This window comes from Sphingomonas edaphi, from assembly GCF_003583725.1.
GTDB classification, from domain to species: Bacteria; Pseudomonadota; Alphaproteobacteria; order Sphingomonadales; family Sphingomonadaceae; genus Sphingomicrobium; species Sphingomicrobium edaphi.
The window spans coordinates 566,259-587,093 of record NZ_QXTF01000001.1 but is presented as its reverse complement, the minus strand read 5'-3'; the positions used below and the strand labels follow the sequence as shown (position 1 = coordinate 587,093).

Here is a 20,835-nt window from a genome sequence, read left to right as displayed (position 1 = left end):
GCTGGCTGCGCTGGGCGCGGGTGCGTCGCTTCCAGCCTGCCAGCCATCGACGTTCAGTGCCGCGGAGGTTGGCCGTTCTGCCGCAGGCCTCGAGCAATTGCCGCTGACAATCAGCGCAGGCGGGGCCACGCACCAGTTCACCGTCGAGGTAGCGCGAACGGAGGAAGAGCAGGCGTACGGCCTGATGAACCGCAACGAACTGGCGCCCAACCGGGGCATGATCTTCCCCTTTGCGCAGGTGAGGCAGGCTAGCTTCTGGATGAAGGACACGCTTATCCCCCTGGACATCATCTTTATCCGAGCGGACGGAATCATCGCCAATATCGAAAATGCAGTCCCGCTTTCGCTGGAGCCGGTGACGTCGATGGGACCGGTTGCTGCCGTCTTGGAAATTCCGGGCGGACGGTCGGCCGAGCTGGGCATCAAGCCGGGCCACAAGGTGACTTGGTAGCCGCTGACGGCTTGCGCGGAACGCGGCAAAACGGCAAAGGCGCGCGATGGGAATTTTCGCAAATGCGTTCACCTGGTGGAACGGCGCCTCCTGGGGCACCAGTATCGTTTCGCGCCGCCACGGTGAGGAGGTCGGTCGCGACGAGGCCGGAAATGTCTATTTCCGGCACCGCAAGGATCCGACCCGCCGTTGGGTAATCTACAAAGGCGCTAACGACAGCAGCCGGGTTCCGCCGGGCTGGAATGCATGGCTGCGCGGCACGATCGAAGAGCTTCCCGAACAGGGATTGCCGCCCCGGCGCGCGTTCGAGCAGGATCCGGAGCCGAACCTTACGGGCACACTGTCGGCCTATCGCCCCGCGGGATCCTTGTCGGGCAGCGGCGTCCGGGCCGCGGCGACTGGCGACTATGAGGCGTGGAAGCCCGACCAGGCGTGAAGCTTCGTACCGCCCTGCCGATCCTGACCGCTGCGCTTGCTGTCGCTGGCTGCGACCGCTCGGACCAAGGCAATGAGATTGAAGGCAATGAGGCGGTTACGCTCGACGTGCCGCGCGCCTCGGGCGATCTCGCCGGCGTCACGCCGATGGCGGAACGCGTCGCGGTGATCGGCCTGCTCAACAAGCGCAATGGCATCGTGCGCGACCTGACGCTGAAGCCTGGGCAGGCGATGCGGGTGAAGGACGTCACAGTACGCCTGCGTGCCTGCGAAACGACCGCCCCATGGGAGGCCGAAAAGCTAACGGGTGCCTTCATCCAAATGGACGTCAAGCGGTCTGACGGACAGTGGATCCGCCGTTTTTCCGGCTGGCTATACAAGGAAAGCCCGTCCCTGAACGTGGTCGAGGACCCCGTTTACGATGTCTGGCCCAAGAGCTGCGCGATGAGCTGGCCCGAAGCGCCGGGATTGCCCGCGACGCCTTCGTCTTCAAGTAATCGGTCGAGCGTCCCAAAATCAGGCGGTGGCTCATCGGCTGCCGCGAACGACGGTGCGGCGTCGAGTTCGGCCCCGGCGACGACCGAACCTTCCGAAACACCGGCCGAACCGATCGTGCCGGTCGGTGACAACGCGGCTGCCAACAACCCCGCATAACGGTCCCGGCTGACGGTCTTCGCGCCCAGCGAGGCTAGATGGCTGGTCATGAATTGGCAGTCGAGCAGGCTGAAATTTCCCGCGCGAAGGCGAGCGACGAGCCACGCAAGCGCGACCTTCGAAGCATCGGCGGTCCGACTGAACATCGACTCGCCGAAAAAGGCGCGTCCGAGCTTCACGCCATAAAGGCCGCCGACAAGCTCTTCACCAAGCCAGCATTCGATCGAATGGGCGTGGCCGACGGCATGCAGGCCCAGCGTCGCCCGCTCGATGACATCGTTGATCCATGTTTCGTCGCGGTCTGCGCAGGCGAGCATGACCTGGTGGAACGCTGCGTCACGCGTCACCCTGAATTTTCCTGACCGCACCCGCTTGGCTAGCGAGTGGGACAAGTGAAATCCCTCCAGTGGGATCACAGCGCGGTTACGCGGCTCGACCCAGAAAATGTCGCCGGCATCTCTGCTGTCGGCCATCGGGAAGATTCCGGCCGCATAGCCTCTCAATAGCATTCTGGGGTCGAGCCCGGCGCTCATCGTTGTCGATCCTAGAGAATGTCCCGAACTTCGTCCTGCGGGCGGCAAAGCTTTGCACCCTTTTCGGTTTCAACCAGCGGGCGCTGAATCAGGATCGGATGCTGCATCATGGCGTCGAGGATTTGCTCGTCCGTGACACCCGGTTCGCTAAGGCCGAGCTCGTGGGCGAGCGATTCCTTGGCGCGAAGGCCCTCTCTTGGCGTCATTCCGGCGCGATCGTACAGGCGCAGCAGTTCTGCGCGGCTAGGGGGCGCCTTCAGATACTCGACGACGGTAACGTCGAGGCCCTCATTCCTTAGGATTTCCAGCGTCTTGCGCGACGTACCGCACATCGGATTATGGTAGATCGTAGCCTTCATTGCCGCTCCGTTCATTTGCTGTTGTCTAGCTTGCCACACAGGGCGCCGCGACAACAGCGGTATCGACCGGGCGGGGTGGCTGATCGTTGAGCCGCCGGAACCTCCTGCCGCGACCGTCGTTAGGCGAGTCGTGATTGTGCACCGCTGCCGGGGGCATCGGGTCCTGGGGCACGGTCCGTCCGAAGAAAAGCAAAAAGGGAGTCAGATTATGCGTAAGTCGATGGTGGCGATTTTACTCGCCGGAACCATTTCGCTCAGCGCCTGCGCGACGAACAGCGAGACCGCGGGTGACATCGCCCAGGGTGCGGCAGTCGGCGCAGCCGGCGGCGCCGCGATCGGTGCGGTCGTTCCGGGCGTCAACGTGATTGAAGGCGCCGCGATCGGCGCGGCGGTTGGCGGTCTCGCCGGCGCGGTTTGGGCCGACAACAATGGCGACGGCTATGCTGACGGCTATGTCCAGAACGGCAATTACTATTCGGGCACGCCGCAGGGCTATGACCCGACACTTCGCCGGGTGGCGACGGGCGCTCTCGGCGGTGCGGCGCTTGGCGCGGCTGCCGGTGCAGTGATCCCCGGCCTCGGCATCATCGAGGGCGCGGTTGTCGGCGCCGCGATCGGCGGCCTGGCCGGCGCGGTATGGGCCGACAACGACCGTGACGGTCGTGCGGACGGTTATGTCTACAACGGCCAGTACTATCAGGGTTCGCCACAGGGCTACACGCCCAGCAACACCATGGCCCCGCCGGCCACTGGTGAGCGCGGCTAATGCTGACCCGGACCGTCTTCGGATGGTCCAGCATGCCCGCCGGACGCCCTGTGCGCCCGGCGGGTTTTGCGCTTGCTGCCCTGGCTGTTCTGGCCACGGCACAGCCGGCCCATGCGGCCCCTGCCGCGATTGGCGCTTCAGCCGCCCTTGCGGCCCCTAACGATGCCGCGAAGCCGGACTGGTTCGCGCAAGGCGACACCCGCGCTGCCGAGGCCCTGATCGATCTGCTTGAAACCTCCGCTCTCGACGGGCTCAATCCTTCCAAATTTTCCACCGGACACCTGACGCGCGCCATGCGCCGCGCCGAGTCCGGCGACGTCGACAATATTCGTTTGGCCAACCGCAAATTCAACGAAGCATTCGCCCGGTATGTCACCGGCCTGCGCGCAAATGCGGCAGAAGGCTGGCTGCTGGTTGACGGCCAGCTGGCGCCCCGCACTGGGGCCGGGATGATCTTGGCTGGTGCAGCACGGGCCGGCGACCTCGCGGCCTATGTGCGCGACATGGGGTATATGCATTCCTCCTATGCCGGCCTGAGGCAGCATTTGCGGAACGCGATCGACAGCGGCGACCGGCAAACCGAGGCGCTCGTACGGCTTAATATGCAGCGGGTGCGGATGCTGCCCGCTTCCGGCCGCTACATCCTCGTCAATGCCGCTGCCCAGCGCCTGCAGATGGTGGACGATGGCCGCGTGGTCGGCGAAATGAAGGTCGTCGTCGGCAAGCAGAAATATCCGACACCGGTCATGGCAGCCTACATCCGTTACGCCGCGCTTAATCCTTATTGGGAGGTCCCGAGCGACCTAGCCGCTGAGCGCATCGCGCCGAATGTGGTCAGCGAGGGGCTGGGCTACCTCAAGAAGCATGGCTATGTGCTCTTGTCCGACTGGGGCGCGAATGCCGCTGTCGTCGATCCGTCAACCATCGACTGGCAGGCCGTTGCGGACGGGAAGATTCAGGTTCGGCTGCGCCAGAATCCTGGCCCCGGGAATTCAATGGGCCGGATGAAGTTCATGTTCCCCAACACCCAGGGCGTCTACCTCCACGATACGCCAGACAAGAAATTGTTGAAGGAGGATGCGCGGCTGTTCAGCGGAGGCTGCGTGCGGCTTGAGGATGCCCCGCGCCTGAGTAAGTGGATGTTCGGCAAAACGCTGAATCCGAAGGGCGCGGAACCCGACCAGCGCGTCGATTTGCCGGAACCCGTACCGGTCTACATCGCCTATCTCACTGCCCTGCCGGATGGCGAACGGCTTGCCCTTTATGAGGATATTTACGGGCGCGACGAGGCCGCCTTGGTCGAGATGCAAGGCGTGGGCAAGTTGGCCGCTTTCTAGTCGCGCTCAAAGCCGCCATGTCGCGACATATTCAAGCGAATAGGGGATTGGCCGAGCGAAGTTATCGGTCGCGGGTTGGAAGCGAAGGCGGCGGGCGAGCAGGGGGCAAAGGCCTCCATCAACGGTAGGATCACCGCTCGATCGCACGACCCGGCAATTGGTAGCGCGGCCGGCGGTATCGACGCGAAGCGAGACCATCGCCGCGCCGCTCGACAAGCGGCCGGCGGTCAGCGCTCGGTAATCGCTACGACGCACGTTTTCGATCAGGCGCGCGGGCGTGTATCCTTCAAAGCCGCCGCCCGAGCCGCCGCCGCCGCGACCGCTGCCCGATCCGCCAGCGCCCGTGCCGCTGCCTGCAGTCGATGCGCCGGCATTCGGCGATGAGCCTGTCCCCGGTACCGGCGCTGCGGCAACGGTCGGTTTGACTGGAACCGGAATGACCGGCCTAGGTGCGACGACCGGTGTTGGCTCGGCCTTCTTCCCGGCGGCACCTTCCTCCTCGCGAGCGCGTCCGGGCTCGCTGCGCGGCGGTGGAGGCGGCGGCGGGGGGTTTATGTCCAGCAGTACAGGTGGGGATGGCTTTTCCGCCGCCGGGGGCGCTGCGGGTCTCATTAGCAAAAGCGTCCCGATGGCAATATGTACGGCGATGACGGCTCCAATAGCCTTGGCCCGGTCTGATTGCGAATGGTGGAAACGGTACGCCACGGGCCGATAACGAATGACGGACCATGCGGTTCGCGGCTTATTGGGCGATCAGCCAGCGGATGGGGAGGATGGCGTAAGTCTCGGTCGGCTGTCCATCGACGTCGATGGCGGGCGAAAAGCGCGTGCGGGTCGTCACGACCCAGCAGGCCCGCCGGTCGAGATCGGAATGGCCGCTGGATTGCACCACCTGGCAGTCAAGGGCGGTGCCGTCCGGCCGGATGATGAAGCGGATCCGAGTAACCCCCTGAGCTCCGCGCCGAAGCGCGGCAGGTGGATAATCGCGATGCTCGATATATCCCTCAATGATCCGGGGCTGGATCGCGATCGACTTTTTCCGGGCGGGTTTGATGGTTGCTGGCGGCGACGCCGGTGCGGGTGCACTGAGCGCGATTGCCGCCAACGCCAGAATCACTCCTTTTCCGCCAGCCAGCTTTCCAGCCACTTGATCGTATAGTCGCCACTTTTGAATGCGTCGGTTTCGATGATCTGCTGGTGAAGGGGCACGGTGGTCTTCATCCCGTCGACGACGAACTCCTCCAGAGCACGCTTCAGACGGCGGATGCAGTTTTCGCGGTTCGTGCCATAGACGATCAGCTTGCCGATCATGCTGTCGTAATAGGGCGGCACCCGATAGCCGGCGTAGAGCCCACTATCGACGCGGACGTGCATGCCACCCGGCGCTACATAGTTCTTCACCACGCCTGGCGACGGCGCGAAGGTTTGCGGATCCTCGGCATTGATCCGGCATTCGATGGCATGGCCGTGAAGCCTGATGTCTTCCTGCTTCACGCCGAGGCCGTCTCCCTGCGCAACACGAATCTGCTCGCGGACGAGGTCGATGCCACTGATCATCTCGGTAACCGGATGCTCCACCTGGAGGCGGGTGTTCATCTCGATGAAGTAGAATTCGCCATTCTCGTACAGGAACTCGATAGTCCCTGCGCCCCGATAGCCCATGTCGGCCATCGCCTTGGCGACGATGCCGCCCATCTCTGCGCGCTGGTCCGGCGAGATGACGGGCGAGGGGGCCTCCTCGATCACCTTCTGGTGGCGGCGCTGGATTGAGCAATCGCGCTCGCCGATGTGCACCGCGGCGCCCTTGCCATCACCGAATACCTGATATTCGATGTGCCGGGGGTCGCCGAGATATTTTTCCATGTAGACGGTGGCATCGCCGAATGCGGCCTTCGCCTCCGACGAGGCTTGGCCCATGAGGCTTTCCAGCTGGTCTTCAGACGGAACGACTTTCATGCCCCGTCCGCCGCCGCCCGATGCGGCCTTGATTAGCACGGGATAGCCGATTTCCGCTGCAATCGCCTTAGCCTCGCTAAAGCTCGAGAGGGGGCCGGGCGAGCCCGGAACCAACGGCAGGCCGAGTTTTGCTGCGGTGCGCTTTGCCTCCACCTTGTCGCCCATGATGCGGATATGCTCAGGTTTCGGGCCGACCCAGATGAGGTTGTGGCTTTCGACGATCTCCGCGAACTGCGCGTTTTCGCTGAGAAACCCGTAGCCGGGATGGACCGCGTCGGCGTGGGTGATTTCAGCGGCCGAAATGATGTTGGCGATGTTGAGGTAGCTGTCCTTGGCCGGCGGTGGGCCTATGCAGACGGCTTCGTCGGCCAGCCGGACATGCATCGCGTCGGCGTCGGCGGTCGAATGGACGGCGACGGTCTTGATACCCATTTCATGGCAGGCGCGGTGGATGCGCAGGGCGATCTCGCCGCGATTGGCGATCAGGAGTTTCTGGATAGCCACGCCGCGCCTACTCGATGACGACGAGTGGCTGGTCGAACTCGACCGGCTGGGCATCGCCGATGAGGATCTGCGCGACCTTGCCGCCCTTGGGTGCGGTGATCGGATTCATCACCTTCATCGCTTCGATGATGAGCAGTGTGTCGCCGGCCTTCACCGATTGGCCCGGCGCGACGAATGGCTTGGCACCAGGCTCGGGTGACAGATAGGCGGTGCCGACCATCGGCGATTTGATGGCATCTATCGGCGCCGCAACGGCGGCCGGCTCGGCCGAAGCAACAGGCGCCGCCGCCAGGGCAGATGGTGCGGCATGGGCGGACGCGGGTGCATAGGCCATGACGGGAGCGCCTTCGCGCTTCACCTTGATCTTGCGGTCACCGTCCTCGACCTCAATCTCGGTCAATTCATTGGCGGACAGCAGCTCGGCGAGCTCCTTCACGAGCGCCGTGTCGACGCGCATCGGCTGCTGTTCCTTTTGATCGGCCATGCTCAAAAACCCTTAATTGACGTAGCGGCGCTCCCTGTCAGAGCCGGGCCGCCGCGTCCAGTGCTGACAAATATCCTTTAGCGCCTTGGCCCTTGATTACGTGCGAGGCAGCTAATGCGACCAGGTCAGTGTGACGAAAGCTCTCCCGCCGTTCCGGATCGCTCAGATGCACTTCGATCACCGGCGTCGAGATCGATTTGACCGCATCGTGCAGGGCGACCGAAGTGTGGCTGTAGCCGCCGGGGTTGATGATGACGGCCTTCGCCCCGCGCGCCTGCGCTTCATGAAGCCAGTCAATGAGGTGACCTTCATGGTTGGACTGGCGAATATCGAGCTCGACCCCGAGCCTGTCTGCCTGCTCGACCATCCGCGCACTAATTTCGTCGAGCGTGTCGCTGCCGTAGATTTCCGGTTCCCGAGTGCCGAGGAGATTGAGGTTCGGGCCGTTCAAAACGAAGATCAGCGGTGGCGTCGCCATAGAGAGCCCCTATATGGGCCCCAAGTTCATCCGTGAAGCGAAAGCATGAGCCATGAGCCTAGACGGCACTGCAGGCGTCACCATCAACGGCGAACAGCGTCGCGTGCAGCATGGCACGACGCTGGCCCAGCTGATCGCCGAGGTCGGGCTCGACCCGCTGCGCGTCGCGGTTGAGCGCAATCTGGAAATCGTCCCGCGGTCGACCTTCGCGCAGGTTATCGTCGAGGACGGCGACAGTTTCGAAATCGTTCATTTCGTAGGCGGGGGTTGAGTTGACCGACAGTTGGACCGTGGCTGGCCGCACCTTCACGTCGCGGCTGATCGTCGGCACGGGGAAATATAAGAATTTCGAGCAGAACGCGGCCGCCGTCGAGGCGTCGGGCGCCGAGATCGTCACTGTTGCGGTGAGGCGGGTGAATATCTCTGATCCCTCGCAGCCCGTTCTGATGGATTACATCGACCCGAGAAGGGTGACCTATCTTCCCAACACGGCGGGTTGTTTTACGGCTGAGGATGCGATCCGCACACTCCGGCTCGCACGCGAGGCTGGCGGCTGGGACCTGGTGAAGCTGGAAGTCCTCGGCGAAGCGAAAACGCTTTACCCCAACATGAAGGAAACCCTCCGCGCCACCGAAGTGCTGGCCAATGAGGGGTTCCTGCCGATGGTATACTGCACCGACGATCCCATTGCGTCGAAGCAGCTCGAAGATGCGGGCGCCGTCGCAATCATGCCCCTCGGCGCGCCTATCGGATCCGGTCTGGGACTGCAGAACCAAGTTACCATCCGGCTGATCGTCGAGGGTGCGAAGGTTCCGGTGCTGGTCGATGCCGGCGTTGGCACGGCAAGCGATGCGGCGGTTGCAATGGAATTGGGCTGCGACGGCGTCCTGATGAACACGGCGATCGCAGAAGCGAAGGATCCGGTGATGATGGCGCGCGCGATGAAGCTGGCGGTCGAAAGCGGCCGCCTGGCCTACCTCGCCGGACGAATGCAGAAGCGGCGCTATGCCGACCCGTCCAGCCCGCTGGCAGGCCTGATCTAGGCCAGAACTTGGTCCGTTTTGGACGGGCGGGAAGCAAATCGCTGCCGCCGTTCGTTCCCTATCCATGTCAAACGACAGGAAATCGGACGCCGGCACGTCGGAAGGAAAGGGCCGCTTTACCGACGCGCCCGACCTCCTACACCCGCTGTTTTCAGACCCCTGCGGGCGCGGTGACGGGCGCTGGCGCGAGGTATTCGGCTATGATCGCCCCCGCCCCAAAAAAAGCGGGCCGCTTATCTTGCGTGAAGGGCGGAAATCGTCGTCTGGTTCGTGATGACTTCGACATCCGTGACGCAGTGGAGCAGGCGAACCCCCTTGCGCTGCATGGCCGCATCTAACGCAGGCGCGAATTCAGCGGTGAAATCGACCCGACTGGCCCAGCCGCCGAATGCTTCCGCTAGCTTCACGAAGTCCGGATTGGCTAGGCCGGTTCCGCTCACGCGCTGCGGGTAGTCGCGTTCCTGGTGCATGCGGATTGTGCCGTAAGCGCCATTGTCGACGATGATGACGAGCAAGTCTGCGCCTTGCTGTACTGCAGTTGCCAGTTCCTGGCCGTTCATCAGGAAATCGCCGTCGCCGGCAACGCAGACGACGGGACGATCTTTGAATCTAAGCGCCGCGGCAACGGCAGCTGGCAAGCCGTAGCCCATGGTGCCGGACGTAGGCGCCAACTGGGTCGGCATTACGCCATAGTGCCAGTAGCGGTGCCACCAGCCCGAAAAGTTGCCAGCGCCGTTGCAGATTATGGTGTTGGCAGGAAGGGCATCGCGCATCGCCTTGACGCATGGTCCTAGGTCAAGGTCGACGCCATCGCGCGCCTTGGGCTCGCTCCACTCAAGCCACTCGCGGTGCGCTTCTTCGCCGGCCTTGAACGGCAACAACTCGGGGTCGTGCCAGTCAGCCGCGATCTCTGCGAATTCGTCCATTTCCGCACAGATCGGCAGATCCGCCTTGAAAACCCGGCCAAGTTCGTTGGGGTCGGGATGGATGTGTACCAGCAGCTGGTCGGGGTGGTCCGGCGTGATGAGCTTGTAGCCGTCGGTCGTCGACTCGCCTAGGCGCGCGCCGACGACGAGCAGCAGGTCCGCCTCTCGGATGCGCTGCTGCAGTTTCGGATTGGGGCCGTAGCCTAACTGTCCCGCATAGACGCGGCAGCTATTGTCGATGGCGTCCTGCCGGCGGAACGCGGCGGCGACGGGAACGCCGTAACGCGCCGCGAAAGTTTCGAAATGATGCGCCGCAGCCGGATTCCAGCCAGCACCCCCGATAATTGCCACCGGATTTGTCGCTTCCTTCAGCAGGCCGAACATCGCCTCCATCGCACCTGCACAGGGCGGCTGATTGATCGGCGGAATCGGGGGGCGATCTACCGCCTCGACCTCGTCACGCAGCATGTCCTCGGGAATGGCGACAACTACCGGCCCGGGCCGTCCCGATGTCGCGACCCGCCAAGCGCGCGCGACATATTCGGGAATGCGGCGCGCATCGTCGATCCGGGCCGCCCATTTCGCGATCGGTCCGAAGAAGGCCGCCATGTCGATTTCCTGAAACCCCTCGCGGTCGCGATCGGCGCGATCAAGATCCCCGACGAACATGATCATCGGCGTCGAATCTTGGAAGGCGACGTGGACTCCCGCCGAGGCGTTCGTCGCGCCGGGACCGCGGGTGACGAAGGCGACGCCGGGCCGACCCGTCATCTTCCCGTCGGCATCGGCCATGTAGCTGACGCCGCCCTCTTGCCGGCAAACAACCAAGTCGATTTCCGGCGCGTCATGAAGCGCGTCGAGTACGGCAAGGAAGCTTTCGCCTGGAACGGTGAAAATGCGGTCGCAGCCCTGGATCTTGAGCTGGTCGACAAGGATTTGGCCGCCGGTTCGTGTCGTCATGAAACAGCGCTCTACCCGCGCTGTGTTGCGCCGTCACCCCGCCTTTTGGGAGGGGCGCTCCTCATCGCACAGGACGTCGCTAGTTCAAGCCTGGTGGATGGCCTTCACCACCTGATAGCTTTCCAGCCCTTCCTTCCCGCCTTCGCTTCCGAAGCCACTGTCCTTCACGCCGCCGAATGGCGCATCGGCCACCGAAATGGCAAAGGTGTTGATGCCGACCATGCCGCTTTCAACCAAGTCACCGATCAAGTTGGCCCGGCGGCCATTTTCGGTAAAGGCGAAGGCGGCGAGGCCGAAGGGTAGGCGGTTGGCCTGCTCGATCACCTCATCGAAGCTCGCAAAGGAACGGGTCACGGCGACCGGTCCGAACGGCTCCTCGTTCATGATTTTCGCTTCGTTGGTGACGTCGGCCAGCAGTGTCGGCTCGAAAAAAAAGCCTTGGTTGCCGCGATGTCCACCGGCCAGCACGCGCGCGCCCTTTGCCGCTGCATCTTCAATCAAAGCGCCGATCGCTTCGGGACGGCGCTCATTGGCGAGCGGCCCCATCTTCGTGTCGGCTTCCAAGCCGTTACCGACCTTCACCTTGGCGGTACGTTCGGCGAACCCCTTGAGGAATGGCTGGTAAATGGACTCCTGCACGTAGAACCGCGTCGGCGAAACGCAGACCTGACCGGCGTTCCGGAATTTCTGCGGCACCACCATGTCCAACGTCTTTTCGAGGTCGCAATCGTCGAAGATGAGCACCGGCGCATGGCCGCCAAGTTCCATTGTGATCCGGGTCATGGAATCGGCGGCAAGGCGCATCAGGTGTTTTCCGACTGGGGTCGAGCCAGTGAAGCTGACCTTGCGAATTTCCTGCGAGCCGATCAGCGTCCGACTAATAAGGTCCGCATCCCCATGGACGAGCTGAGCGACGCCTTTTGGAATGCCGGCGTCGGCGAGCGCGCGGAACATCTCGGTTGCGCAACCCGGAGTTTCATGCGGCGGCCGGGAAATGACGGGGCAGCCGGCGGCAAGGGCCGCTGCGACCTTTTTGGCGAGCAGGTAAATCGGGAAGTTCCACGGCGTGAAGGTCGCGACCGGTCCGACGGGCTGGCGGATGACCCGCGACAGCTGGCCCGCCGGGCGCACCAGCGTCCGGCCATAGTCACGCTTGATCTCCTCCGCATACCAGTCGAACAGCTGAGCGGATCCGGCGACTTCGGCCTTGGCCTCGGCCAGGATCTTGCCTTGCTCTTGCGTCAGGATGGCACCGATATGTTCGGAACGCTCGCGCAGAAGCGACGCGACCTTGTGCAGGGTCGCGCTGCGCTTTTCGACATCAGTGGAGCGCCATACCGGCCATGCTCGCTGGGCGGCCGCGAGAGCCTCTTCGAGGTCGCTTTGGCTCGCGTAGGGCACTTCGGCAATGCCGCTGGCGGTGACCGGGTTGACAACCGTATGCGCGTCGCGACCTTCGCCGCTTTTCCACACGCCGTCGATGAATAGCTGGAGGTCGGTGTCGTAGCTCATGGTGGAGCAGATAGGCCTCCCTTGATGCGCCCGCAACTGGCCGCTAGGCCATCGACGAAGAGGAGAAATGCCATGACGAAGTCGGAACTGGTCGCGAAGATGCAGGATGCGGGAGCCTGGCTTCCGGGCAAGAGTGTCAAGATCGATTTCGGCGGCGACGAGGGCGCGATCCTACTGGACGGCACCAACAGCCTGGTCAGCGAGAGTGGCGGAGCGGCCGATACCACAATCAAGGTCAGCTGGGACGATTGGCAGGCGCTTTCTAGCGGCCAGCTGGACGGCATGACTGCGTTTATGACCGGCAAGCTGAAGGTCGAGGGCGATATGTCCAACGCGATGCAGCTGCAGAGCGTGCTGAGCAAGCTACGCTCCTGAGTCGCCGCGCCGCGCCGCGTGAAAAGCCGGCGAAGTTGAAAGTTGGTTCAACTTTACCTACGCGGCGCTCGAGGAGAGGATATGGCCAAGAAAATCTATCCCGATGCGGCAAGCGCGCTTGAAGGCCTGCTGTTCGATGGAATGACGATATCTGCGGGCGGGTTCGGCCTTTGCGGCATCCCAGAGCGGCTGATCGACGCAATCCAGGCAAGCGGGGTCAAGAATTTGACCATCGCGTCCAACAACGCCGGGATCGACAATGAGGGTCTGGGCAAGCTGCTGCGCACTCGGCAGGTCAAGAAGATGATCTCGTCCTACGTGGGCGAGAATAAGGAATTTGAACGCCAATATCTGGCCGGCGAGTTGGAGGTCGAATTCTGCCCGCAGGGCACCTTGGCGGAACGCATGCGCGCGGGCGGTGCTGGAATTCCGGGTTTCTACACCAAAACCGGTGTCGGTACGCAGGTGGCCGAGGGCAAAGAAGTGAAAAGCTTTGACGGAGAAGACTATATTTTGGAGCGCGGAATCCGCGCCGACCTCGCAATTATCAAGGGCTGGAAAGCCGACGAAAGCGGCAACCTCATCTTCCGAAAGACTGCCCGCAACTTCAACCAGCCGGCGGCAACCAGCGGCAAGATCTGTGTCGCGGAGGTCGAGGAGATCGTTCCGGTCGGAAGCCTCGATCCCGACTGCATCCATTTGCCGTCGATTTATGTGAAGCGCCTGACCTGCGGCGCGCCGTACGATAAGAAGATCGAGTTCGTGACGACCCGCGAAAGGGAATCCGCCTGATGACCGCCCACGATCATTTGACCAACGGCTGGGACCGTAACCAAATGGCGGCGCGCGCGGCGAGGGAGCTTCGCGACGGCTATTACGTCAACCTGGGCATCGGCATTCCGACGCTTGTCGCCAACAACGTGCCCGCGGGCATGACTGTCACGCTTCAGAGCGAAAACGGGATGCTGGGCATCGGCCCGTTCCCCTATGCCGACGAAGTAGATCCCGACCTGATCAACGCCGGCAAGCAGACGATTAGCCAGTTGCCGCAGACCAGCTATTTCAGCTCCGCCGACAGCTTTGCGATGATCCGCGGCGGTCATATCGACCTGGCTGTGCTCGGCGGGATGGAAGTCAGTGAAAAGGGCGACCTGGCGAACTGGATGGTGCCGGGCAAGATGATCAAGGGCATGGGCGGCGCGATGGACCTCGTCGCCGGCGTCAAGCGGATCATTGTCGTTATGGAGCATGTCTCCAAGAACGGCGATCCTAAATTCATCCCGGAGTGCACCCTGCCGCTGACCGGCAAGAACGTTGTCGACATGATCATCACCGACTTGGCGGTGTTCGAGCGGCCCGATCATAACTCGCCATTCAAGCTGGTCGAGATGGCACCGGGCGTATCGGCCGAAGAAGTTCGTTCCAAGACGTCGGCGCAATACGTCGAATGATACGAGGGGCGGTTTTGCTGATCGCCGCGGCGCTGGCCGCCTGTCAGCAGTCGCCCACAATCATCGACGGTTCGAGTCCGGAATCCTTTGCGGCAACGACCGAAAAGGCACGTCGCGACCTGTCCATTAAGGACCGGCTGACGTTCGACGCCGCGCTTCGCACGGTGGGCGGCCGGCGCTTTGCCGACCGGGATCCCGAGGAGACCGCGCGAAACCTGTACCATGGCCTGACTGCGGCGGATGTCGTCGCTGACGCGCATGCCCGGGGTATAAGATGAGGAGTGGTGGATGAAGGCGCTGCTGTCGCATGAACCTGGCGGGCCGGAAATGCTCCGCCTAGCCGACATCCCTGACCCCGTGGCAGGGCCGGGCGAGCTTCTGGTGCGCGTGCGGGCGGCCGCGATCAATTATCCCGATGTGTTGATCATCGAGGATAAATATCAGTTCAAGCCGACGCGACCCTTCGCGCCTGGCGGCGAGGTCGCGGGCGAAGTCGAGGCGGTCGGCGAGGGCGTCACTGGCTGGAAGGCGGGCGACCGGCTGATTGCAGTGCCCGGTCATGGCGGACTTGCCGAAAAGACCGTCATTCCGGCCAAGATGGCAATTCGCCTGCCCAGCGATCGGAGCTTCACGGACGGGGCGGCACTACTGTTAACCTATGCCACGTCGATCCACGCGCTGTACGACCGGGGGAGGCTTAAGGCCGGAGATACGCTGCTGGTACTCGGCGCGGCGGGCGGCGTTGGCCTGGCCGCGGTCGAACTGGGCAAGGCCAAAGGCGCCCGGGTTGTCGCGGCCGTATCTTCGGATGCTAAGGCGGGCGCGGCCAGGGCGGCCGGAGCGGACGCCGCGATCGTCTACCCGCGAGGGCCATTCGACCGCGATGGGCAGAAGGCGCTAGCGCAAATGTTCAAGGACGCCGTCGGACCTGAAGGTGCGAATGTCATCTACGATCCCGTCGGCGGGGACTATGCGGAGCCCGCACTTCGAAGCATTGCCTGGGAAGGGCGCTACCTTGTGGTCGGCTTCCCGGCGGGCATCCCCAAGCTGCCTCTCAACCTGACATTGCTGAAAAGCTGTGATGTCTGCGGAGTTTTTTGGGGCGCTTTCGCGGCTCGCGATCCCAAAGCCAATGCCGCCCATGTCGCCGAACTTTTCCGGCTGTGGGGCGAAGGTAAAATCGGTCCTAAAGTCAGTGCTACCTATCCGCTGGAACGGGGCGGCGAGGCTATCGCTGCGATGGCGGCAAGGCAGGTCATCGGCAAAGTTGTCGTCACCATCTGATTGAGAAAATCACGAATCCTATTCGATGAGTCGTGGAACTTCCGTGGCTGCGAATGCATTGTTTTCGTGAAAGTCAATTAGAAAAAAGAGACGAAAAATGAAAAAGCTGGCCTTCGTGCTGGCGACGGGCGCGCTCGCTCTGGCGATGCCGGCTGCCCCCGCCCTTGCGACTATCGAAACTCCCGAAGCCCGGGCCGAAGCGACCGACGCCGCCTATATGGCGCGCGCGGACATGTACGACGCGTTCGGCGACAAGCAGTTGAAGCCGGGCCAGTATCTGTGGCGTGACGTCAAGGCGTCAGGTGAGGCGCGTGTTATCGTGAGCCTCGGCGACCAGATGGCGTACGTCTATCGCGGCGACACCCTCGTTGGAGTTGCGACGGTTTCAAGCGGTAAGGAAGGCAAGGATACGCCGACGGGCATCTTCCCGATCCTCGAAAAAAAGCGGATGCACCACAGCCGCAAGTACGACAATGCGCCCATGCCGTTTATGCAGCGCCTCGATAAATATGGGATCGCGCTCCACGCTGGGCACAATCCGGGCCGTCCGGCTTCGCATGGTTGTATCCGGTTGCCGTCCCAGTTTGCTGCCAAGTTGTTTAAAACCACGTCAATTGGCAGCACGGTAATGATCGGCGCCTGACCTGAACCACCAGTTCTCCCCGGCGGGACCCTTGGCGACAGCCTCGGGTCCCGCATTGCTTGTGGGGTGCGGGACGACTATCTGCGCTGTATCAGCCAGCTAAGGAAGACCCATGACCCAATTCGACGATCGCGAACGCGCTTTCGAGGCCAAGTTCGCTCGTGACGAGGAAATGCAGTTTCGCATCATTGCCCGTCGCAACCGATTGCTGGGCGAATGGGCAGCCCGTCTGATGAACCTGTCTGAGGTCGAAACGGAGGCCTATGCTAAGGACGTCGTTCGCGCGGACTTCGAAGAAGCGGGGGACGAGGACGTCATCCGCAAGGTTCTGGGCGACCTGACGGCTGCGGGCGTGGACGCTGACGAAGCGAAGATCCGCGAGACGCTGGGGCACAAGCAGGTCGAGGCACGCCGCCAGCTAATTGAGTCGCTGGACTAATCCGATGGCGATGGCCGCCAACGATATCGAGGCGATGATCCGCGCCGCCATTCCGGATGCCGTGGTGGAAATCCGGGACTTGGCTGGCGACGGCGACCATTATGCCGCCCGTGTCATCTCCCCGAGTTTCGCCGGGATGAGCAGAGTGAGGCAGCACCAAATGGTATACAAGTCGCTCGGTGGGCGAATGGGTGAAGAATTACATGCGCTGCAGCTTGAGACTGCGGTGCCAAGCGGAGACCATGAATGACTGACGTAAAGCAGCGCATCGAGGCGCTCGTGAAAGGCCATGAGGTCGTCTTGTTCATGAAGGGCAGCGCGCTGTTCCCGCAGTGCGGCTTTTCCAGCCGCGCGGTGGCGATCCTCGACCACCTTGGCGTGCCGTTCGAAACGGTCGACGTGCTGCAGGACCAGGAAATACGCAGCAGCATCAAGGAATATTCCGACTGGCCGACGATCCCGCAGCTTTACGTGAAAGGCGAATTCGTAGGCGGCTCGGACATTATGATGGAGATGTTCGAAAGCGGCGAGCTTCAGCAACTGGTGGCGGCGGACGCCTGACGCTTCGGGGGTCAGCTATCGACTTGATAGTGACTGAGAAGCGACCCAGCCCCGCACGAGTCTGCAAACTAAAAGGGGACGGCGACGCGGGACCAGAAAACCGCTGTCGCCGTCCCCTTTGTTTTGGCGTGGAACCAAGTGGACACCATCGTTATTGCAGCCCATGTGCCAATTTGAAAAAACGTCCAAAAACTAGCGAAAATTCACGCTTCGCTATTCCGCCAACGCAGCGAAACGTAAAATATTCCGACAATGTCAGCGTCCCCGATTTTCAATGTTTACAACTGTAGTCGTTACGCTTACAGTTGTAATCGAAAGGTTGGCTCATGGATAAGCGCATCAGCGACGGCGAACTCGACGTGATGGAAGCGTTGTGGGAAGCGGATGATCCGCTGACCGCTGCTGACGTGTTCGAACGGATCGGAGCAATGCGCGACTGGTCGCTGGCAACCGTCAAGACGATGTTGTCCCGGCTCGTCACCAAGGGCGCCGTCTCGCACAGCGAGGAGGGGCGCCGTTTCCTTTATTCGCCCGCGATCGAACGTGAGGCCTATGTCGGCCATGAATCCAAGCGGTTCGTCGAACGGCTGTTCGGGGGCCGTCTATCGCCGCTAGTCGCTCGGTTGGCGGAAGAAGATGGCCTCGATGACGCGGATATCGCCGAAATAGAGGCGCTCTTGAGGGAGCTGAAATCATGATCGACTGGGCACTTGGGACGTTCCTGGCGACGTCCGCGCTGATTATCCTGGTCCTTTTGCTTCGTGAGCCGGTGCGGCAACGCTTCGGAGCGCGCGTGGCCTACGCACTGTGGCTTATTCCGGCGGCGCGCCTGCTGATGCCGACGATTACGACGACGATCGAGCGTCCCGTGATCGAGACGTCGCCCATCCAGCCGTTCGTCCCGGAAGTGCTTGCTGAGCCGAGGTTACTGGCAGCGGTCGCGGCCGAACCAGGCCTGATCGAGCAGCTTGGCGGCTGGACGACGATCGTCCTGACCGTGTGGTTCGGTGTCTCTCTGGGCCTGTTTCTTCGCGGGTTATGGTCGTTCCATCGCCAGCGTGCGGTCATTCTCGACCGCAGCACCGAGCGGGCGCGGATCGGGTCTATCAGGCTTGTCTCGTCGGCCGATGTCAGCGGGCCGCTAGCGTTTGGCATCGCCGACCGCGTGATCGCGGTCCCCGTCGACTTCGACCAGCGCTTTGGGGAACGCGAGCAGCACCTCGCTCTGGCGCACGAAATTTCTCACCACCGTTCCGGCGACCTTATCGCCAACTTCTTCGCTTTTGTCCTCCTCTGCCTCCAGTGGTTCAATCCGCTCGCTTGGGTCGCCCACGCCGCTTTCCGCTTCGACCAGGAAGCCGCGTGCGACGCCCGGGTGCTGGACAAGGCCAGTGCCGACGACCGTGCCGCCTACGGCCGCGCGATCGCCAAGGCCGCTTCGGGAAGGGCGCTGCTGTTCGCGGCCGCGCTCGATCATCGAAACACCCTCAAAAGGAGGCTACATTCCATGCTTACCCATCCCACCGCCGGACGTCGGCTGGCCGGGCGCCTGATGGTGCTCGTCGGCGTTGCCGTCGCACTGCCGCTCACCGCAACTCGCGCCGTCGAATATGTCGACATTGCCGCCCGGACCGCACCCAAGGCTCTCGATTCTCCGGTCGCAACGGTAGCCCCCGTCGCCGCTGCCGCCTCCGTCTCCGCCGCCGCACCGGTTGCGCCCGTCGCAGCGGTCGCCGCTGTCGAGGCGTCGCGCCCGCTCAACATTGAGGATGGTACGTTCATGATGGACGGAAAGCGGAGGAAATTCAGCGAGCTGACCCCGGCCGAAAAGGCGGAAGTCCGCCGTTCGATCGCCGAGGCGCGCCAAAGCTTATCGCGCGTCCAGATCGATCGCGCCCAGATCGAGCGCGATGTTCGCGAAGCAATCCGCGGCGCACAACTCGACAAGGCAGAACTGCGCCGCGACCTCGCTCGGTCCCGGGCCGAGGTGGCCCGGGCCATGGCCGAGATCGATCGCAATTCCACCGAGATTCGCCGCGGGGGACAAGACCCCGAGCAAATTAAGGCGACCGTCCGGGCTGCCATGCGCTCCGTTGAGGCCATCGATGTCGAACGCATCACGCGGGAGGCGCTGGCATCCCTCGACGAGAAGCAAATTGCAGCCGGCATCGCGGCGGCCGAGCAGGGTGTCCGCTCTGCGGAAGCCGAACTCGACCGGATCGAAGCGCTGAGCCAGGACGACTAAAGCTCGAAGCGGCAATGGCTCTTGCCTCCGGGCGAAGCCTTGTTGCGGGGCGCCGCGGGCTAGGAGGCTGCCCGCGGCGCCCCATTTCATGGGCGGAAAAGAACGGCGCACCTCAAACGGAAATTGACAGGCCGATGCCTCGGCACCAATGCGCGCTCCGGGGGTTGGAGGCGGCATGTCACGGCACGACCCTTTTCTTGGTCCAGAAGATGGGCGGCTTTACGCCGACCTGACGCAAAGCTGGTCGGACGTTGGCGGCGGCGTCGGGACCTACCTGCGCCACAAGCGCCGGCACATCCTTGACCGAACCCGTCACCGCCACCTGATGATCGTACCCGGATCGCGGGACATGGTGCAGGTCGAACATGGCGGTCGGGCAATCACTTGCTTTGTCGCTTCGCCGAAGGTGCCGGGAAGTCCGCACTACCGGCTCTTGCTTCGCAACCGCGCGGTCCGGTCGCTGCTGGGCGAGCATCGGCCCGACCTGATCGAATGCCAGGATGCCTATAATTTGCCTTGGGCCGCCATAGGTCATTCGCGGCACTACCCGCGCACGGCGCTGGTCGCGGCCTATTGCACCGACTTCCCGACAGTCTATGTCCGCCGCCCTTTCTCGCGCTGGCTGGGTAAGGCGACGGGCGAGGCGGCCTCGCGCCTTTGCTATAACTATTGCGGCAAGCTGTACCGCCGGTTCGATTCCGTGTTCGCAATGAGCGAGAATGGCGGTGCAACCAAGCTTCGCGCATTGGGCGTGCCTGATGTGGATGTCGTCCCGCTGGGTGTGGAGCTCGGCCAGTTTTCACCGGACAAGCGCGATCTGCGCCTTCGACGCCGGCTAAATCTGGGCGATGGCCAGCCGTTGCTGATTTACGCCGGTCGGCTGGACGGCGAGAAGCGCCCGGATGTTGTGGTGGATGCTTTCAAGCGCCTTCCAGATTCACTGGGAGCAGCGCTGCTGTTGCTGGGTGACGGGCCGTATCGCGAACAATTCGCGGGCCGGGAGCAGGAACGGATCTACGCGCCGGGATATTGCGACGACCGAAGTGACCTTGCGGCGTGGCTGGCAAGTGCGGATCTCTATGTATCGGGCATGGCAGACGAGACATTCGGTATTTCCATCATTGAAGCGCAAGCGTCTGGCCTGCCCGTGGTCGGGGTTGCGGCGGGCGCGATGATCGATCGCGTGCCAGAAGGCCTCGGGCTGGTCGGCAAGGTTGGTGACGGCGAGATCATGGCAGCTAACATTCTTTCGGTACTTGGCGGCGACATGCGTAGGATGGGCGAGCAGGCGCGGGCTCATGCGCTTCAATTCAGCTGGGACCAGAGCATGGAGCGCTTGTTCGGGCACGTCTATTCGAAGGCGGCGCTACGCGCCGCCGAGCGCGCGGTCGCAGGTGCAGCTGTCGGATCGGGCGCCTTCGCGCGCACCTAAGCCTTTG

Annotated in this window: 25 protein-coding genes and 2 pseudogenes; 18 read left to right on the top strand and 9 right to left on the bottom strand. The window is 62.9% G+C overall.

The window, feature by feature from the left end; all coding sequences use genetic code 11:
• Window positions 1–97 precede the first annotated feature (97 nt).
• The 3 genes and pseudogenes from D3M59_RS03020 to D3M59_RS03010 form a co-directional block, all read left to right on the top strand.
• Window positions 98–451 (top strand): DUF192 domain-containing protein, encoded by a 354-nt coding sequence (locus D3M59_RS03020; protein ID WP_325048596.1) that lies wholly within the window; start codon window positions 98–100, stop codon window positions 449–451.
• A 46-nt stretch (window positions 452–497) separates the two neighbouring features.
• The gene (locus D3M59_RS03015) at window positions 498–887 is read left to right on the top strand and encodes an NADH:ubiquinone oxidoreductase subunit NDUFA12 (protein WP_119531464.1); all 390 of its coding nucleotides are present in this window, start codon (window positions 498–500) and stop codon (window positions 885–887) included.
• 146 nt (window positions 888–1,033) lie between these two features.
• Window positions 1,034–1,267, top strand: a pseudogene (locus D3M59_RS03010) (DUF2155 domain-containing protein); the annotation flags it as partial.
• Window positions 1,268–1,302: 35 nt separating this feature from the next.
• Here the strand turns inward: D3M59_RS03010 and aat are convergent.
• Window positions 1,303–2,073, bottom strand: coding sequence for a leucyl/phenylalanyl-tRNA--protein transferase (gene aat / locus D3M59_RS03005; protein WP_119531462.1), 771 nt, complete (start codon window positions 2,071–2,073; stop codon window positions 1,303–1,305).
• Window positions 2,074–2,084: 11 nt separating this feature from the next.
• The gene (arsC, locus tag D3M59_RS03000) at window positions 2,085–2,447 is read right to left on the bottom strand and encodes an arsenate reductase (glutaredoxin) (protein ID WP_325048595.1); all 363 of its coding nucleotides are present in this window, start codon (window positions 2,445–2,447) and stop codon (window positions 2,085–2,087) included.
• Between the two features lie 193 nt (window positions 2,448–2,640).
• Here arsC and D3M59_RS12150 point away from each other — a divergent pair, with 193 nt between their 5' ends.
• Together D3M59_RS12150 and D3M59_RS02990 are read left to right on the top strand one after the other, a co-directional pair.
• Window positions 2,641–3,198 carry a glycine zipper domain-containing protein gene (locus tag D3M59_RS12150; RefSeq protein ID WP_199662348.1) on the top strand — a complete coding sequence of 186 codons (558 nt, stop codon included), beginning with the start codon at window positions 2,641–2,643 and terminating at the stop codon, window positions 3,196–3,198.
• Window positions 3,198–4,535, top strand: coding sequence for a L,D-transpeptidase family protein (locus D3M59_RS02990; RefSeq protein WP_119531460.1), 1,338 nt, complete (start codon window positions 3,198–3,200; stop codon window positions 4,533–4,535). The genes D3M59_RS12150 and D3M59_RS02990 overlap by 1 nt, the downstream gene beginning before the upstream one ends.
• Before the next feature lie 6 nt (window positions 4,536–4,541).
• Here the strand turns inward: D3M59_RS02990 and D3M59_RS02985 are convergent, their stop codons facing one another.
• The 5 genes from D3M59_RS02985 to D3M59_RS02965 form a co-directional block, all read right to left on the bottom strand.
• On the bottom strand, window positions 4,542–5,147 hold the full coding sequence (locus tag D3M59_RS02985) for a TonB family protein (protein ID WP_147416688.1): 606 nt from the start codon (window positions 5,145–5,147) through the stop codon (window positions 4,542–4,544).
• 130 nt (window positions 5,148–5,277) lie between these two features.
• A complete protein-coding gene (locus D3M59_RS02980; protein ID WP_158581932.1) occupies window positions 5,278–5,652 on the bottom strand; it encodes an energy transducer TonB in 375 nt (124 codons plus the stop codon).
• Window positions 5,649–6,995, bottom strand: coding sequence for an acetyl-CoA carboxylase biotin carboxylase subunit (accC, locus tag D3M59_RS02975; RefSeq protein ID WP_119531454.1), 1,347 nt, complete (start codon window positions 6,993–6,995; stop codon window positions 5,649–5,651). The genes D3M59_RS02980 and accC overlap by 4 nt, the downstream gene beginning before the upstream one ends.
• Before the next feature lie 7 nt (window positions 6,996–7,002).
• Window positions 7,003–7,479, bottom strand: a complete 477-nt coding sequence (gene accB / locus D3M59_RS02970) for an acetyl-CoA carboxylase biotin carboxyl carrier protein (RefSeq protein WP_119531452.1) — start codon at window positions 7,477–7,479, stop codon at window positions 7,003–7,005.
• A 37-nt stretch (window positions 7,480–7,516) separates the two neighbouring features.
• Complete coding sequence (locus D3M59_RS02965; RefSeq protein WP_119531450.1) at window positions 7,517–7,957, bottom strand: type II 3-dehydroquinate dehydratase; 441 nt, start codon at window positions 7,955–7,957, stop codon at window positions 7,517–7,519.
• 52 nt (window positions 7,958–8,009) lie between these two features.
• Here D3M59_RS02965 and thiS point away from each other — a divergent pair.
• Window positions 8,010–9,000, top strand: a pseudogene (gene thiS / locus D3M59_RS02955) (sulfur carrier protein ThiS).
• Between the two features lie 233 nt (window positions 9,001–9,233).
• On the opposite strand, the gene D3M59_RS02950 reads toward thiS, so the two are convergent.
• Complete coding sequence (locus D3M59_RS02950; RefSeq protein ID WP_119531444.1) at window positions 9,234–10,886, bottom strand: thiamine pyrophosphate-binding protein; 1,653 nt, start codon at window positions 10,884–10,886, stop codon at window positions 9,234–9,236.
• An 84-nt stretch (window positions 10,887–10,970) separates the two neighbouring features.
• Complete coding sequence (locus tag D3M59_RS02945) at window positions 10,971–12,398, bottom strand: NAD-dependent succinate-semialdehyde dehydrogenase (RefSeq protein ID WP_119531442.1); 1,428 nt, start codon at window positions 12,396–12,398, stop codon at window positions 10,971–10,973.
• Between the two features lie 72 nt (window positions 12,399–12,470).
• On the opposite strand from D3M59_RS02945, the gene D3M59_RS02940 reads away from it, so the two are divergent.
• The 12 genes from D3M59_RS02940 to D3M59_RS02885 all read left to right on the top strand — a co-directional run bounded on the left by D3M59_RS02940 (window position 12,471) and on the right by D3M59_RS02885 (window position 20,828).
• Complete coding sequence (locus D3M59_RS02940; protein WP_119531440.1) at window positions 12,471–12,773, top strand: SCP2 sterol-binding domain-containing protein; 303 nt, start codon at window positions 12,471–12,473, stop codon at window positions 12,771–12,773.
• An 81-nt stretch (window positions 12,774–12,854) separates the two neighbouring features.
• Window positions 12,855–13,565 (top strand): CoA transferase subunit A, encoded by a 711-nt coding sequence (locus D3M59_RS02935; protein ID WP_119531438.1) that lies wholly within the window; start codon window positions 12,855–12,857, stop codon window positions 13,563–13,565.
• Window positions 13,565–14,224 (top strand): CoA transferase subunit B, encoded by a 660-nt coding sequence (locus tag D3M59_RS02930; RefSeq protein ID WP_119531436.1) that lies wholly within the window; start codon window positions 13,565–13,567, stop codon window positions 14,222–14,224. The genes D3M59_RS02935 and D3M59_RS02930 overlap by 1 nt, the downstream gene beginning before the upstream one ends.
• Window positions 14,221–14,502 (top strand): hypothetical protein, encoded by a 282-nt coding sequence (locus D3M59_RS02925; protein ID WP_119531434.1) that lies wholly within the window; start codon window positions 14,221–14,223, stop codon window positions 14,500–14,502. Before D3M59_RS02930 ends, D3M59_RS02925 begins: the two co-directional genes overlap by 4 nt.
• A gap of 10 nt (window positions 14,503–14,512) precedes the next feature.
• On the top strand, window positions 14,513–15,508 hold the full coding sequence (locus D3M59_RS02920) for an NADPH:quinone oxidoreductase family protein (protein ID WP_199662346.1): 996 nt from the start codon (window positions 14,513–14,515) through the stop codon (window positions 15,506–15,508).
• Between the two features lie 97 nt (window positions 15,509–15,605).
• A complete protein-coding gene (locus D3M59_RS02915; protein ID WP_119531432.1) occupies window positions 15,606–16,151 on the top strand; it encodes a L,D-transpeptidase family protein in 546 nt (181 codons plus the stop codon).
• A 112-nt stretch (window positions 16,152–16,263) separates the two neighbouring features.
• Window positions 16,264–16,590 carry a DUF1476 domain-containing protein gene (locus D3M59_RS02910; RefSeq protein WP_119531430.1) on the top strand — a complete coding sequence of 109 codons (327 nt, stop codon included), beginning with the start codon at window positions 16,264–16,266 and terminating at the stop codon, window positions 16,588–16,590.
• Window positions 16,591–16,594: 4 nt separating this feature from the next.
• Window positions 16,595–16,840, top strand: coding sequence for a BolA family protein (locus D3M59_RS02905; RefSeq protein WP_119531428.1), 246 nt, complete (start codon window positions 16,595–16,597; stop codon window positions 16,838–16,840).
• On the top strand, window positions 16,837–17,151 hold the full coding sequence (gene grxD, locus D3M59_RS02900) for a Grx4 family monothiol glutaredoxin (RefSeq protein WP_119531426.1): 315 nt from the start codon (window positions 16,837–16,839) through the stop codon (window positions 17,149–17,151). Before D3M59_RS02905 ends, grxD begins: the two co-directional genes overlap by 4 nt.
• Before the next feature lie 326 nt (window positions 17,152–17,477).
• Window positions 17,478–17,849, top strand: coding sequence for a BlaI/MecI/CopY family transcriptional regulator (locus D3M59_RS02895; protein WP_119531424.1), 372 nt, complete (start codon window positions 17,478–17,480; stop codon window positions 17,847–17,849).
• Window positions 17,846–19,396 (top strand): M56 family metallopeptidase, encoded by a 1,551-nt coding sequence (locus tag D3M59_RS02890; RefSeq protein ID WP_119531422.1) that lies wholly within the window; start codon window positions 17,846–17,848, stop codon window positions 19,394–19,396. The genes D3M59_RS02895 and D3M59_RS02890 overlap by 4 nt, the downstream gene beginning before the upstream one ends.
• Before the next feature lie 175 nt (window positions 19,397–19,571).
• Entirely contained in the window at window positions 19,572–20,828 is a 1,257-nt protein-coding gene (locus D3M59_RS02885) for a glycosyltransferase (RefSeq protein ID WP_158581931.1), read from the top strand.
• Window positions 20,829–20,835 lie beyond the last annotated feature (7 nt).

Excerpts from the sequence above, each read along its gene's own strand:
- D3M59_RS03015 (WP_119531464.1), top strand. The coding sequence starts at position 498 with ATGGGAATTTTCGCAAATGCGTTCACCTGGTGGAACGGCGCCTCCTGG.
- aat (WP_119531462.1), bottom strand. The coding sequence starts at position 2,073 with ATGAGCGCCGGGCTCGACCCCAGAATGCTATTGAGAGGCTATGCGGCC.
- arsC (WP_325048595.1), bottom strand. The coding sequence starts at position 2,447 with ATGAACGGAGCGGCAATGAAGGCTACGATCTACCATAATCCGATGTGC.
- D3M59_RS12150 (WP_199662348.1), top strand. The coding sequence starts at position 2,641 with ATGCGTAAGTCGATGGTGGCGATTTTACTCGCCGGAACCATTTCGCTC.
- D3M59_RS02990 (WP_119531460.1), top strand. The coding sequence starts at position 3,198 with ATGCTGACCCGGACCGTCTTCGGATGGTCCAGCATGCCCGCCGGACGC.
- D3M59_RS02985 (WP_147416688.1), bottom strand. The coding sequence starts at position 5,147 with ATGAGACCCGCAGCGCCCCCGGCGGCGGAAAAGCCATCCCCACCTGTA.
- accB (WP_119531452.1), bottom strand. The coding sequence starts at position 7,479 with ATGGCCGATCAAAAGGAACAGCAGCCGATGCGCGTCGACACGGCGCTC.
- D3M59_RS02965 (WP_119531450.1), bottom strand. The coding sequence starts at position 7,957 with ATGGCGACGCCACCGCTGATCTTCGTTTTGAACGGCCCGAACCTCAAT.
- D3M59_RS02950 (WP_119531444.1), bottom strand. The coding sequence starts at position 10,886 with ATGACGACACGAACCGGCGGCCAAATCCTTGTCGACCAGCTCAAGATC.
- D3M59_RS02945 (WP_119531442.1), bottom strand. The coding sequence starts at position 12,398 with ATGAGCTACGACACCGACCTCCAGCTATTCATCGACGGCGTGTGGAAA.
- D3M59_RS02940 (WP_119531440.1), top strand. The coding sequence starts at position 12,471 with ATGACGAAGTCGGAACTGGTCGCGAAGATGCAGGATGCGGGAGCCTGG.
- D3M59_RS02935 (WP_119531438.1), top strand. The coding sequence starts at position 12,855 with ATGGCCAAGAAAATCTATCCCGATGCGGCAAGCGCGCTTGAAGGCCTG.
- D3M59_RS02930 (WP_119531436.1), top strand. The coding sequence starts at position 13,565 with ATGACCGCCCACGATCATTTGACCAACGGCTGGGACCGTAACCAAATG.
- D3M59_RS02925 (WP_119531434.1), top strand. The coding sequence starts at position 14,221 with ATGATACGAGGGGCGGTTTTGCTGATCGCCGCGGCGCTGGCCGCCTGT.
- D3M59_RS02920 (WP_199662346.1), top strand. The coding sequence starts at position 14,513 with ATGAAGGCGCTGCTGTCGCATGAACCTGGCGGGCCGGAAATGCTCCGC.
- D3M59_RS02915 (WP_119531432.1), top strand. The coding sequence starts at position 15,606 with ATGAAAAAGCTGGCCTTCGTGCTGGCGACGGGCGCGCTCGCTCTGGCG.
- D3M59_RS02910 (WP_119531430.1), top strand. The coding sequence starts at position 16,264 with ATGACCCAATTCGACGATCGCGAACGCGCTTTCGAGGCCAAGTTCGCT.
- D3M59_RS02905 (WP_119531428.1), top strand. The coding sequence starts at position 16,595 with ATGGCGATGGCCGCCAACGATATCGAGGCGATGATCCGCGCCGCCATT.
- grxD (WP_119531426.1), top strand. The coding sequence starts at position 16,837 with ATGACTGACGTAAAGCAGCGCATCGAGGCGCTCGTGAAAGGCCATGAG.
- D3M59_RS02895 (WP_119531424.1), top strand. The coding sequence starts at position 17,478 with ATGGATAAGCGCATCAGCGACGGCGAACTCGACGTGATGGAAGCGTTG.
- D3M59_RS02890 (WP_119531422.1), top strand. The coding sequence starts at position 17,846 with ATGATCGACTGGGCACTTGGGACGTTCCTGGCGACGTCCGCGCTGATT.
- D3M59_RS02885 (WP_158581931.1), top strand. The coding sequence starts at position 19,572 with ATGTCACGGCACGACCCTTTTCTTGGTCCAGAAGATGGGCGGCTTTAC.